Source organism: Komagataeibacter europaeus LMG 18890, from assembly GCF_000285295.1.
Classification (GTDB): domain Bacteria; phylum Pseudomonadota; class Alphaproteobacteria; order Acetobacterales; family Acetobacteraceae; genus Komagataeibacter; species Komagataeibacter europaeus.
Genome location: NZ_CADP01000094.1, coordinates 1 through 10,213 on the forward strand (window position 1 = coordinate 1; position 10,213 = coordinate 10,213).

Below are 10,213 nucleotides of genomic sequence, written 5' to 3' on the forward strand. Positions count from 1 at the left end.
TCTTGACTGGCACAAAACGCATGGTTGGACGGCTCATCGCCTCACAGAGGGCCTCGGCATCTGCCGCATCATTCTTGCTGCGCCTGACGTAAGGTTTGACAAGCTGTGGCGCCATCAGCCTCACTTCGTGGCCGAGCGCGCCAAGGGTTCTGGCCCAGTGATGGGAAGCCCCACAAGCTTCAATGCCAATCACTGTCGGCGGCAGTTTCTCGAAAAACCGGATCATCTGATGTCGGCTCAGTTTCCGGCTTAGCGCAACCCGCTCTTCGGCATCCACGCCGTGGAGCTGAAACACTTTTTTCGAGGTATCCATGCCGATACGGACCAACTGACGCATGATGGTTTCCTTCACTGACATTCAACTCCTCAGCATCCTCTCAGGACCACAGGGAGCCGTCCACACCATCAGTTCTCAGTGAAAATCAACAACCTGGTGTTCTACCGCCTGCAGGAGATGATGAACCCCGGATACCTCAGACGCTACGAACTGGGCATCCAGCAGAACCAGGGCCAGAAGTTCTGGTTGTCGCCTACGTGGAATCCTTATCAGGCAATGGCAGGACGGTAAGCCCGTTGTACAGATACCCTACTGCGCGGTAGAGTCCTCATGTGGAGGGCATTATGGATAAACTGGTTGTCGAAATGGACCCCGATGTAAAAGCGGTCTGTGACTTCATGGGCAGCAATATCGACCCCGGAAAACTGGTTGTAGTGGCGCGCGCCGTTGCTGATCTCGCCCCGGTCATGTGGCAGCATTTCCCGAATGTCGGGTTTTATGATCCGCCCCTATCGGTCAGGCGGATCACTGATTATTCTATGGGGAACCCTTCTCAATCGCCGCTGCCACAAGCTGCCACCTGATGGGGCCATCCCGCAGTGCGTGCTGATGATGGTTCTGCGGTGGTAGGACGTGATCCTTTGCCAGACCAATTTCGTGTCCGCATCCTGTGCATCGGTAAATACCGGCATCAGGGGCTTTATGTCCGGGCGCATGTGCGGTGGTGATATCAAAGTTCCGATGCATGCTTTGTGTAAAATGGTGCAGCGATTTATAAAATGGCATCTTGATCTCCAATAACGGAGAATAATCCTTCACAACCGGCAGGAGTCGGGTCAACGCACCTCACCGCTGGTCAAAAAGGGAAGCTGGCCCAACGACCCGATGTGCATTGGTGATCGTGGGATAGCTGGTCACTGCGGCCGCCAGCATCGCCAGCGCCAGAAAGACGATTTTCTTGATCATGCCGACCTCCCTTCAGATGAGAGGGAGTCTTAACTGGCGCACGTATCCGATGCGTGTCTGGATAATCTCATTTTGTATCAGGGGAATAAGGAATTTTTTAAGGGGAAGATGACGCACCGGCAGGGCCTCCCGGTAACCCTGCATGGCGATCCGGTCCGCAGACCGTCCTACGGCTGGGAGAATTACACCGTGTCACGGCGCGTCGTGGGAAGGATGGCATTATTGGCCGCGCAGGAGAAGGGGGAGTGGCTACTCCGCTGCTACATCCAGCCGCTACCGTGCCGCGCCGGTGGGCAGCCTGAATTACACCGGGTGCCAGCCTGATAATTGCTGACGTGCGATATCCTTGAATTTATCTTTTTCTTCTTGCGGGGGGCCTCCCGATATAGAATCGGGTCGGTCGTCCCACTTTCGAAAGGGATAGTGCTGAGAGAATAGTTGTTGGGCTAGGTATTCTATATCTCCTTCGCGGTAGAACAAAGTTCTGGTCCTCTTGTGTTTTATTTTTCTGTTTCCATATTGATGATTATTTCTGCGATGGAGAGCGAGTTCTCCGTTTGCAAAAGGCCGCATTTTCTTGCTTCTGACCGCAAGAACGATAATGCGCTTTTGATGTTTTCTGCTTTTTTTTCCATGTCTTCGTTCTGCTGCCTATGCTGCATGCTGCCGCTCAATGCTGTTGTTATCGAGAACGGCGTAATGGATATTCAGCTTGGCCCGGGCCTTATCCAGCACGGCCTGGGAAACCGGCACAACGGCAGAGGCGACATCATGGCCGGAAGGAAGTGTCTTCCTGCTATGGATCTGAGCATCCACCCCAGCGCCAGGTACAATCCGCTTGAGAACACCCCATGCTGTCAGGAACAGATAGGTGTGAATGTCATTCAGCACTGAAAATTCGATGCATGCCAGAATCAGTTCGGCTGATATCTGCTTGCGCAGGGAGAGGGACAGATTGCGCTCAACGCCAAACCGGGTGATTTCCCAGACCGTCGGACCAGGTAGAACAATCGGATCGGGCATCATATCGGGCCAGAGTGTTTCCAGCATGTAAGGCCGGTTTGTTGGCAGCAGACGGATCATGCCCCGCACAACACCTGCGACATCGCGCCATACAAGGTAGACAGCAGCAGGCGTATCGAACTGATCGTATTCCATACCCTTGTAGAAGGGGACTTCCCACTGCTCATTGGCCACAAAATGGCGGTAGCGAAACTTGAACTGCTCAGCGAGAGCAGTTCCGCACCAGTGGGCATTTTCAACGGTTACGACTTCGATCATGGATCCACTCTCTTCCTGTTGGATGAGAGGATCATTCACGAAAACTGACGGCCGGGTTACCTGTCAGACCTGACAGGTTTCACAGTTCAATCAGGCCGGCACAGATAGCCCGCACCACACCCATGATGCGATTCGTACATTTCAGCTTTAGCAAGGCATTGTTGATGTGAAAGTTAACGGTTCGCTCACTGACACCAACAATCATCCCGGTTTCCCATGAGCTTTTGCCCTTGGCTGTCCATCTCAGACATTCCTTTTCGCGGGGGGTAAGAATGGGGGGCGACATATCCGTCGGTTCATCCAATTTTTTATAACCGGCAATGAAGAAATTGGATAAGGCGCGCAAATAAAGCTCAATTTCCTGATCTACGTTTTTATCTGTAAATGCAAAACAAATGGCGTAAATTAATCTGTCGTGCGTATGGACCGGTATTGTCAGTCCCTTTTTTATGCCAAATTCAGATACGTCCCTTATTATCTTTTTTTCGGATTTGTTAATGTTCCTGATTTCGTGCCAGAAATAGGGGTGGCTCATGAATCTGGATTTTTTTATTATCGGGTCAGAGACGATGTAATTGTTCTCAATATAGAAATTGACCCATTCCGTTGGATATCCAACGTGTATAAAATTTTCTTTAGGGTCTTCAATCCTGTTCAATTCCACAATGGTTACGTGGACATTCCCGACTGACAGGACGGCATCAAGATAGATGGATAGTAGATCGTGTTTAGTGGCTGCGTTCTCAAGGTCATGTAGTTTCGCCAGGAGGTCAATCGTCCAGCCCACCATCTATGCCGCGCCTGCCTCCAGTGCCATCCAATAGTAAGCCTAAATTATATGATATATTTATTCTATAGATTTATGGTGGCGATCGCCGTCTGAAGCCAAGTTGTCTCCCCGGCGGCTTTTTGCTGCCAGCCCTTGTCCAACTTCAGCTCTTCCCGAAGCATCACCACTCGGACATCCTGCTCTTGGTGTTCATGAGAACCCGACGCTAGCCGACTAAGCCCTATTCAAAAAGTACATAACTCGAGAACGGAAGTCGGCTGGAACGTCGAGGAGTATGGGATAGTTTGTGTTGGACGCGAAAATGCCAGTACGTCATAATTTGGCATGGATAAAAAAAACTACATTCGGATGATTCGTGAGTTAAGAGGGCTTTCTCAAGCTGCCCTTGCTGAGAAAATGGGTATCTCTCAATCTCAGGTGGATCGGATAGAGAAGGGGCAGAGAAAGTTAACCGTCGACTGGGTCCTTAAATTTAGCGAAGCGTTAGATACAACATTTGGTTCTATATTAGAGGGGCCTGGCCCCGTTCCTTCCAAGGAAATCTCGTCGGAGACTCCAGAAGGAATTGATGTGCACGCAACTGTCCCTTCCATGTCTAGCATAAATTTTTTCATGTTAGAGAGTAGTAAATACAAAGTGCCCGTCCCTAGGGGAATTCAATTATTAGAAAAGAAATGTAAAATAAAGTCTTTTGAAATGTGTAACGGATCTCTTAATGAAAGATATATGAAGGGAGATTTTATATTTTATTCAATAGAAAAAAACTATATCAATTATAATTTTGATCTTTTGTTAAAAGATTACTATCGTTGTCCTTTCCTTGTTTTTGTTTCCAATAATGAATGCTTTGCAGCAAGATTCGTCGGCTTTGGAAAAAATAAGCTGAATTTTTCTGCTGAAATGCCAAGTGGGGAAAGGAATTGCATTCATATCGATCCATCTAAGATCTTATCCATGCACAGAATTTTCGAATGGGAAGAGGTCATATATGGAGTTAGGCGCGTCACTACGTACCAAAAATTTGACGATGTTATCAGAGATTTTAATGCCAAATAGGCATTGACGCAATAACCCCAAAATGGCATTAGTCAAAAACGAGAACGGTCTCGTAGAATGACTAAGGATGGGAAAGTGTCTTCGTTTCGTACGGAAGAAAGAAAGCCTCTTCAGGTAAGGCTTGATCCGCCGTCTCATGAGTGGATTAGGACGCAAGCTTTCAAAAGTCGGCGCAGTATGAATGCAGAAATAAATTTTCTTATTAGACTGCTAATGGAAGCAGATAAAGCATCGGGGCACGTCGCCAAACAATCCCCCGATGCTTCTCACGTTGAATAAGGAACCCAACGAATGATGGCTTCTAACACATCGTCCGCAACAGTTTCCACTGGAAACGTAATCACCATGTCGAGCCGCGAGATTGCGGACTTGACTGGCAAACGTCATGATCATGTGATCCGGGACATTGAGAAGATGTTGGCCGATGTCAAAATTGACGCCCCCAAGTTTGGGGCGGTCTATTCAGACGCCAAAGGGGAGCAGCGCAAATGCTATAAGCTTCCCCGCGACCTGACCTACAATCTCATCCTTGGCTATCGCGCTGACCTTCGCTTGAAGGTAGTCCGTCGCTGGATGGAACTGGAAGCTCAGCAAGCACCGACCATCAAAGCCCCGGCCAACATGGTCGAAGCCTTGACGCTGGCCCTTGAGCAGCAGAAGGCGCTTGAGGCCAAGGATCAGGAGATTGCGGAACTGGCTCCGCAGGCTGGGGCATTGCAGAAACTGGCATCCCTCGAAGGCGTCCATAACCTGCGTTCCGCAGCCCAGCAGTGCGGGTGGCCGGAGCGGAAGTTCATCAATCGGCTGATCGAACTCGGCTGGCTCTATACCCACAGCGTCACGGGCCGCAAATGCGCCTATGCCGACAAGATCAAGGCGGGGCTGATGGAGTCCAAGAACGTCGAGGTCAAGCGGAGCGGCTATGTCGAAGGCGTGGGCCAGCCGATGATTACGCAGAAGGGGCTGGCAAAGATCCGGACGATCATTGGTGACGTGCCGGGCGATGACACCACGCTGGCGGCCGGTCTGGCCCGGAAGGCCACCCTGCGCCCTTTCGCGCATCGCTCGGGAGCAGCGCCGACATGAAGCAGGATATTGCGCAGGCTGCCGATTTCCAGCCGCAGAAGCCCGACTTCTTTGAAGATGCGCAGCCCCTGACTTCTACCGAGGTCGCGGGTGAACTGGGCAAGGCGCTGGCCGTCTGCACCCGCATCTACCACCACCCAGACAAGGCCAATACCGATAACTGTGAGCGCAGCCTGCGTGCTGCCGCGCACGGCATCATGCAGATGTGGAATGACGTGCAGCGGATCAAGCAGGAGCGTGCCCGGCAGTTAGGCCGGTAGGCGCCACGTTCCCTCCCTGCCTGTGCGGGGAGGGGACGCAACCGGACTGTTATGCTGCGACGAGGGGCCGTACATGCAGGTCGGCCTCATGCGTGCGGGCCTGCGCCATGTCCCACGCCACCTGCATGCGCATCAGGGTATCAGCCTTCACGCCGAATGCCTTTTCAAACCGGATCGCCATATCGGCGGACAGGTGGGCGCGACCGTTCAGCAGGGCGCTCAGCGCCTGACGCGATACTCCGAAATGTTCGGCCAGATCCTTGATCTTCAGGCCGTGGGGCTCAACCAGTTCTGTCCTGATCCAGTCGCCTACGTTTACGGCGAGGGACGGGTGCATCTTAAGTGCCATGATAGTCCTCCATATCCATATCTTCCAGCGCGCCCTGGTCATTGACCCGGAAGGTCAGGCGCCAGTTACGCGTTATGGTCATGGACCATGTGCCGGCCCGATCACCCGACAGGGCATGCAGGCCGTAATTGGGTGGAACCGAAAGTTCATCCAGCGATGCCGCGGCGTCGATAAAGGCCAGCATTTTGCGCAGGCGGCCAGTATCTCCCACGATTCCCTTGGGGTTACCTGTCTCGAAAAACCGGCGCAGCCCTTTGTGTCTGATGCTTTCGATTTCCATCGAGAGTAAAGTATGGCTTTACGCAGAGGATGTCAAGTTATGCTTTACACTGGCGCTGATGGATTGCGGCATGTGGGGCATAAATACACCTGTCATCCCACACCGTACTAACAAACCACCCATACCCCGAAATCCTGACCATTCAGTTTCGGGGACGGCATGCGCTTCTCTCACCTTCTGGCAGCCGCCAGCCTTCTTGTCACGGTGCAGGCGCATGCCGCACCCACGTCCCCCATGGACCACGGCCTGTTTGACTTCGGTGCGCAGACGCCGGGGTCTCAGGGGATAGGCGTTCCGCTTTCCACTACATACGCCACGCTGCCCGCATCGGGGCAGGTTGGCGTCCCTTCCTTCTGTTCTGACTGCAGGATCGGCACCGGAAGCGTTGGCGTGCTGGTGCTGTGGAATGGCAGCGCGTGGACGGGTGTGTCCGGTGAGGCGGTATCCCACTGATGACCGAACCCCGCTATGCAACGGCCGAGGAAGTGGCCGTGGTGCGTGAACGCGTGGCCAAGGTCGAGGGCGGCCACGATAACCTGCGCGATGGCCTGGCCACGCTTTCCCAGCAGTTCTCCGACCTGCGGCGCGACCTGACCCGGTCGGTAAGTGATAACGCCGCCCAGACCCGGCGCGAAGTCATGGCCCGTGTGGATGCCATGTCCGACACGGCGGCCGAGCGCGATACCGAAATATCCGGCCGTCTGTCCAGCATCGAGGGCGGCCTGAAACTGACGTCGTGGGTCACCATGACCTTCATCGTGCTGGCCACCGGCCTGCTGGGCTGGGGGCAGATTGGCGATGCGGCATGGTCATTCTGCAGGCGCGCGTTCGGATATGGGCCATGAGCACATACGTTCCCCGCGGCATCCGCAACAACAATCCCGGCAACCTCGATTACGTGGGGCAGGCAGGGTCGCATCTGGAAACCGGCGTGCCTGACCCGCGCTTTGCCGTCTTCCCCACCATGGCGGATGGCATCCGCGCGCTGCGTGACCAGTTATTGCGCTACACCGCGCATGGAATGGACACGATCGCTGCGATCATTGACGTCTATGCCCCGCCCATCGAGAACGCGACCAATGCCTATATTGCCGTCCTGTGCAGTCGGATGGGCGTGCAGCCCGCGACCGTGCTGGACCTGAACAATCAGGCAACCATGCGGCAGATGATCTACGGCATCACGCTGATGGAGAACGGGCCGGGCCATATCAGCCTGAACCAGATCGACCAGGCTCTTGCCGGAGACAGCAAATGAACACAGCCGCAAAATTCGGCGGATTTGGTGCCGTCATTGCCATGATGCTGGAATACGTGCCCGCGCAGTATGACCTGTATGTGGCCCTGTTCATCATCGTCTGCGGGGCCGCCGCGGCAATGATCCCGCCGCCGCACGCAGGTAGCCGCTGGGCCGTGGCGTATCAGATCATGACTACCATCGGCCTGAACGTCGGCTGGGCTGAAAACCACTTCAAGCCCGGACAGTCGGGCGTGCGTGTGCCTCTGGTGGACAAGCCCGCAGCTAAGCAGGCCGTGGCCTCGGCCGGCATCCCGGTCCTGAACAAAAAAGGCAAGCCGGAGCAGTCTGCCAATGGGAACGCCTAACCCCATCCGGCGGCCAGGCCGGTTTGACGCGGGGAAATACTGGACCCAGCGCGAAACTGCCGTGGCCATTTCTCAGGCTACAGATCCTCTCACATCGCTGCTGGATGATCTGGAAGGCACTGTGTCGGGGCATACCAGCAGTCTGGATGCTCTGAATAACAAGACTGCCGACCTGTCTGTGGATGGAAGCACATATTCCGGGAAAGTGACCGGAGGCGTAACCGGCATGTTCGAGGGAAGCGTCCAGATCGGGACACCACCAGCTTCGGCAACAGCGACCGGAACACAGGGGCAGATCATCTTCGCAGCGTCCGGAATCTACCTCTGCACCGCCACGAATACCTGGGTGTGCTTCACGCCCGGTGCGTGGCCGACCTCGTAAGGAAACCGACATGACCAAACGATCCCGCCTGGCGGCCTGCGCTGCCATCCTCTCGCTGGCCACCCTTGGAGCCTGTGCATCCGACAAGCAGGTGAACCTGCAGAAGGCAGCATACGATACCATGAGCGCCTACCATGTAGCCGCCACCGGTGCCGAAGCCTATCTGGCCAGCGGCAATGTGAATTCCACCGTCAAGGCCGAGATCAAGGCGGCCGCTGCGGCCGCCCTGACCCCGCTTACCACGCTGGATAACGCGATCACCGCAGGTGACAGCCTGACCACCACGACTGTTTCTACCGCCGAAAGCGCACTGGCCGGACTGCAGTCCGCGCTGGCTGATGCGCAGGCGACCACGACCACGGGGAACAACTGATATGGATGCAGCAGAACTGAGCGCTATCGTAAGCGGCGCCACCACCGTCATCGGCCTGATCGAGAAATATGGGCCCGAAGCATGGACCACCATCGTGCAGGCGGTCGAGCAGACCAAAAGCGGGACAGGCCCGACCGCAGCTGACATCGAGGCGATCTACGCCAAGTGCAAGGCCGACAACGCGGCCATTCAGGCGTCGTGAACTTCTATTCCGGATTGGCCCTCGGCTTCGTGCTGGGGGCAGCCTGCGCGGTGGGCTATCTGCTCATCGCGTTCGCGCGCGACTGCTGGCGGCGAGGGAGGATGGAATGATCTGGGCAGTCCTCGGCATCATCGGGGCGCAGTCGGCGTTGGCGTGGGTGATCTACTTCGTGGAGCGGCGGGACCACCAGCGTTACGTGCGTGATAGCCTTGGTCAGCCAGCGCCGTGATCTGGCGCAGGTGTCGCATCTATTCTGTTTGTAGGGGCGATTCCCTTTTCCTCGCACATTTCCAGAAATATGCGGAGCGAGGTCTCGCCTTCCTTGCTCAGGCCATTTAAGCACCAACTGTCACTAGTGTCCTGATCGAGAAGTTTATATGATTATCCTGATGGCAGGGGTAATCGAATGGGACGTGTAGCGGTTGCGATTGAACTGACGGCATTGGAGCGTCAGGAACTGGAATCTCTGGCAAGGGCGCGCAAGACGGGCCAGGCGCTTGCGCGGCGAGCCCGTATTGTCCTTGCCGCAGCCGATGGGCATGAGAACAAGGCGATCCGTGACTTGATGGGCGCGGACATCAACACGGTTGGCAAGTGGCGCCGGCGTTTTGCGACGGACCGTCTGGACGGGCTTTACGATGAACCCCGGCCGGGGACACCACGCTCGATCGGCGACGGGGAAATCGCGGAGACGATCCGCCGGACACTGGAAGAAACCCCGCGCGGTGCTACGCATTGGTCGCTGCGCTCGATGGCACAGGCCGTGGGATATGCACCGTCAACGATCCATCGCATCTGGAAAGCGTTCGGGTTACAGCCGCATCGAACAGAGACCTTCAAACTGTCGAACGACCCCCTCTTCGTGGAGAAGGTCCGCGACATCGTTGGTCTGTATATGGCACCGCCGGAGCGTGCGCTGGTACTGTGCGTGGATGAGAAGAGCCAGATCCAGGCGCTGGATCGCAGCCAGCCCATGCTCCCGATGCGGCCCGGCCAGGTCGAGCGGCGGACACATGACTATACCCGCCACGGTACGACCTCACTGTTCGCAGCTCTCGACATTGCCACCGGCACCATCATTGGAAAGTGTTATCCGAAGCACCGATCCACGGAATTCCGCAAATTCCTTGACCAGATCGAAACCAATGTGCCGACTGACCTCGATATCCATCTGGTGATGGATAACTATGCCACCCACAAGACGAAGCTGATCCGTGACTGGTTGGCCAGGCGCCCGCGCTGGCACGTTCATTTTACGCCGACCGGGGCCTCATGGATCAATCAGGTGGAGCGGTTTTTCGCTCTCGTC

General features: G+C 55.4%; 20 protein-coding genes. 14 read left to right on the plus strand and 6 right to left on the minus strand.

The genetic code is table 11. The annotated features are described in order from the left end of the window. Positions 1–337: IS110 family transposase (locus GEU01_RS23105; protein WP_019087258.1), on the minus strand; the 337-nt coding region annotated here is incomplete at its 3' end. Between the two features lie 78 nt (positions 338–415). On the opposite strand from GEU01_RS23105, the gene GEU01_RS25885 reads away from it, so the two are divergent. After that, positions 416–568 (plus strand): hypothetical protein, encoded by a 153-nt coding sequence (locus GEU01_RS25885; protein WP_019087024.1) that lies wholly within the window; start codon positions 416–418, stop codon positions 566–568. 53 nt (positions 569–621) lie between these two features. Then, positions 622–861: a hypothetical protein gene (locus tag GEU01_RS25890; RefSeq protein ID WP_019087025.1), complete on the plus strand. Its 240-nt coding sequence runs from the start codon at positions 622–624 to the stop codon at positions 859–861. An 882-nt stretch (positions 862–1,743) separates the two neighbouring features. On the opposite strand, the gene GEU01_RS25895 is transcribed toward GEU01_RS25890, so the two are convergent. The 3 genes from GEU01_RS25895 to GEU01_RS16990 form a co-directional block, all read right to left on the minus strand. Beyond that, positions 1,744–1,905, minus strand: coding sequence for a hypothetical protein (locus GEU01_RS25895; protein ID WP_019092649.1), 162 nt, complete (start codon positions 1,903–1,905; stop codon positions 1,744–1,746). Further along, complete coding sequence (locus GEU01_RS24025; RefSeq protein ID WP_019087028.1) at positions 1,895–2,524, minus strand: acyl-homoserine-lactone synthase; 630 nt, start codon at positions 2,522–2,524, stop codon at positions 1,895–1,897. The genes GEU01_RS25895 and GEU01_RS24025 overlap by 11 nt, the downstream gene beginning before the upstream one ends. 79 nt (positions 2,525–2,603) lie before the next feature. Beyond that, a complete protein-coding gene (locus GEU01_RS16990; RefSeq protein ID WP_019087029.1) occupies positions 2,604–3,314 on the minus strand; it encodes an autoinducer binding domain-containing protein in 711 nt (236 codons plus the stop codon). A 324-nt stretch (positions 3,315–3,638) separates the two neighbouring features. On the opposite strand from GEU01_RS16990, the gene GEU01_RS17000 reads away from it, so the two are divergent. From GEU01_RS17000 to GEU01_RS17015, 3 genes are all read left to right on the plus strand, one after another. Further along, positions 3,639–4,370, plus strand: coding sequence for a helix-turn-helix domain-containing protein (locus tag GEU01_RS17000; protein ID WP_019087031.1), 732 nt, complete (start codon positions 3,639–3,641; stop codon positions 4,368–4,370). Between the two features lie 345 nt (positions 4,371–4,715). Beyond that, complete coding sequence (locus GEU01_RS23115) at positions 4,716–5,456, plus strand: phage regulatory protein/antirepressor Ant (protein ID WP_042710919.1); 741 nt, start codon at positions 4,716–4,718, stop codon at positions 5,454–5,456. After that, positions 5,453–5,716, plus strand: a complete 264-nt coding sequence (locus GEU01_RS17015; protein WP_019087033.1) for a hypothetical protein — start codon at positions 5,453–5,455, stop codon at positions 5,714–5,716. Before GEU01_RS23115 ends, GEU01_RS17015 begins: the two co-directional genes overlap by 4 nt. Positions 5,717–5,765: 49 nt before the next feature. On the opposite strand, the gene GEU01_RS17020 is transcribed toward GEU01_RS17015, so the two are convergent. Beyond that, positions 5,766–6,065: a HigA family addiction module antitoxin gene (locus GEU01_RS17020; protein ID WP_026018825.1), complete on the minus strand. Its 300-nt coding sequence runs from the start codon at positions 6,063–6,065 to the stop codon at positions 5,766–5,768. Continuing rightward, entirely contained in the window at positions 6,055–6,345 is a 291-nt protein-coding gene (locus tag GEU01_RS17025) for a type II toxin-antitoxin system RelE/ParE family toxin (protein ID WP_019087035.1), read from the minus strand. The genes GEU01_RS17020 and GEU01_RS17025 overlap by 11 nt, the downstream gene beginning before the upstream one ends. Positions 6,346–6,504: 159 nt before the next feature. Here GEU01_RS17025 and GEU01_RS17030 point away from each other — a divergent pair, with 159 nt between their 5' ends. From GEU01_RS17030 to GEU01_RS17070, 9 genes are all read left to right on the plus strand, one after another. Beyond that, on the plus strand, positions 6,505–6,798 hold the full coding sequence (locus GEU01_RS17030; protein WP_019087036.1) for a hypothetical protein: 294 nt from the start codon (positions 6,505–6,507) through the stop codon (positions 6,796–6,798). Further along, positions 6,798–7,190: a hypothetical protein gene (locus tag GEU01_RS17035; RefSeq protein WP_019087037.1), complete on the plus strand. Its 393-nt coding sequence runs from the start codon at positions 6,798–6,800 to the stop codon at positions 7,188–7,190. The genes GEU01_RS17030 and GEU01_RS17035 overlap by 1 nt, the downstream gene beginning before the upstream one ends. Next, positions 7,187–7,600 carry a hypothetical protein gene (locus GEU01_RS17040; protein ID WP_019087038.1) on the plus strand — a complete coding sequence of 138 codons (414 nt, stop codon included), beginning with the start codon at positions 7,187–7,189 and terminating at the stop codon, positions 7,598–7,600. Before GEU01_RS17035 ends, GEU01_RS17040 begins: the two co-directional genes overlap by 4 nt. Further along, positions 7,597–7,947, plus strand: a complete 351-nt coding sequence (locus tag GEU01_RS17045; RefSeq protein ID WP_019087039.1) for a hypothetical protein — start codon at positions 7,597–7,599, stop codon at positions 7,945–7,947. The genes GEU01_RS17040 and GEU01_RS17045 overlap by 4 nt, the downstream gene beginning before the upstream one ends. After that, on the plus strand, positions 7,934–8,329 hold the full coding sequence (locus GEU01_RS17050) for a hypothetical protein (protein ID WP_019087040.1): 396 nt from the start codon (positions 7,934–7,936) through the stop codon (positions 8,327–8,329). The genes GEU01_RS17045 and GEU01_RS17050 overlap by 14 nt, the downstream gene beginning before the upstream one ends. A gap of 10 nt (positions 8,330–8,339) precedes the next feature. Beyond that, the gene (locus GEU01_RS17055; RefSeq protein ID WP_019087041.1) at positions 8,340–8,702 is read left to right on the plus strand and encodes a hypothetical protein; all 363 of its coding nucleotides are present in this window, start codon (positions 8,340–8,342) and stop codon (positions 8,700–8,702) included. Position 8,703: 1 nt separating this feature from the next. Then, entirely contained in the window at positions 8,704–8,904 is a 201-nt protein-coding gene (locus GEU01_RS17060; protein WP_019087042.1) for a hypothetical protein, read from the plus strand. A gap of 106 nt (positions 8,905–9,010) precedes the next feature. Beyond that, complete coding sequence (locus tag GEU01_RS27345) at positions 9,011–9,133, plus strand: hypothetical protein (RefSeq protein ID WP_019087043.1); 123 nt, start codon at positions 9,011–9,013, stop codon at positions 9,131–9,133. A gap of 177 nt (positions 9,134–9,310) precedes the next feature. After that, positions 9,311–10,213 (plus strand): IS630 family transposase (locus GEU01_RS17070; protein ID WP_019085604.1); only part of this gene is annotated, 903 nt, incomplete at its 3' end.

Excerpts from the sequence above, each read along its gene's own strand:
- GEU01_RS25890 (WP_019087025.1), top strand. The coding sequence starts at position 622 with ATGGATAAACTGGTTGTCGAAATGGACCCCGATGTAAAAGCGGTCTGT.
- GEU01_RS25895 (WP_019092649.1), bottom strand. The coding sequence starts at position 1,905 with ATGCAGCATAGGCAGCAGAACGAAGACATGGAAAAAAAAGCAGAAAAC.
- GEU01_RS24025 (WP_019087028.1), bottom strand. The coding sequence starts at position 2,524 with ATGATCGAAGTCGTAACCGTTGAAAATGCCCACTGGTGCGGAACTGCT.
- GEU01_RS16990 (WP_019087029.1), bottom strand. The coding sequence starts at position 3,314 with ATGGTGGGCTGGACGATTGACCTCCTGGCGAAACTACATGACCTTGAG.
- GEU01_RS17000 (WP_019087031.1), top strand. The coding sequence starts at position 3,639 with ATGGATAAAAAAAACTACATTCGGATGATTCGTGAGTTAAGAGGGCTT.
- GEU01_RS23115 (WP_042710919.1), top strand. The coding sequence starts at position 4,716 with ATGTCGAGCCGCGAGATTGCGGACTTGACTGGCAAACGTCATGATCAT.
- GEU01_RS17015 (WP_019087033.1), top strand. The coding sequence starts at position 5,453 with ATGAAGCAGGATATTGCGCAGGCTGCCGATTTCCAGCCGCAGAAGCCC.
- GEU01_RS17020 (WP_026018825.1), bottom strand. The coding sequence starts at position 6,065 with ATGGCACTTAAGATGCACCCGTCCCTCGCCGTAAACGTAGGCGACTGG.
- GEU01_RS17025 (WP_019087035.1), bottom strand. The coding sequence starts at position 6,345 with ATGGAAATCGAAAGCATCAGACACAAAGGGCTGCGCCGGTTTTTCGAG.
- GEU01_RS17030 (WP_019087036.1), top strand. The coding sequence starts at position 6,505 with ATGCGCTTCTCTCACCTTCTGGCAGCCGCCAGCCTTCTTGTCACGGTG.
- GEU01_RS17035 (WP_019087037.1), top strand. The coding sequence starts at position 6,798 with ATGACCGAACCCCGCTATGCAACGGCCGAGGAAGTGGCCGTGGTGCGT.
- GEU01_RS17040 (WP_019087038.1), top strand. The coding sequence starts at position 7,187 with ATGAGCACATACGTTCCCCGCGGCATCCGCAACAACAATCCCGGCAAC.
- GEU01_RS17045 (WP_019087039.1), top strand. The coding sequence starts at position 7,597 with ATGAACACAGCCGCAAAATTCGGCGGATTTGGTGCCGTCATTGCCATG.
- GEU01_RS17050 (WP_019087040.1), top strand. The coding sequence starts at position 7,934 with ATGGGAACGCCTAACCCCATCCGGCGGCCAGGCCGGTTTGACGCGGGG.
- GEU01_RS17055 (WP_019087041.1), top strand. The coding sequence starts at position 8,340 with ATGACCAAACGATCCCGCCTGGCGGCCTGCGCTGCCATCCTCTCGCTG.
- GEU01_RS17060 (WP_019087042.1), top strand. The coding sequence starts at position 8,704 with ATGGATGCAGCAGAACTGAGCGCTATCGTAAGCGGCGCCACCACCGTC.
- GEU01_RS27345 (WP_019087043.1), top strand. The coding sequence starts at position 9,011 with ATGATCTGGGCAGTCCTCGGCATCATCGGGGCGCAGTCGGCGTTGGCG.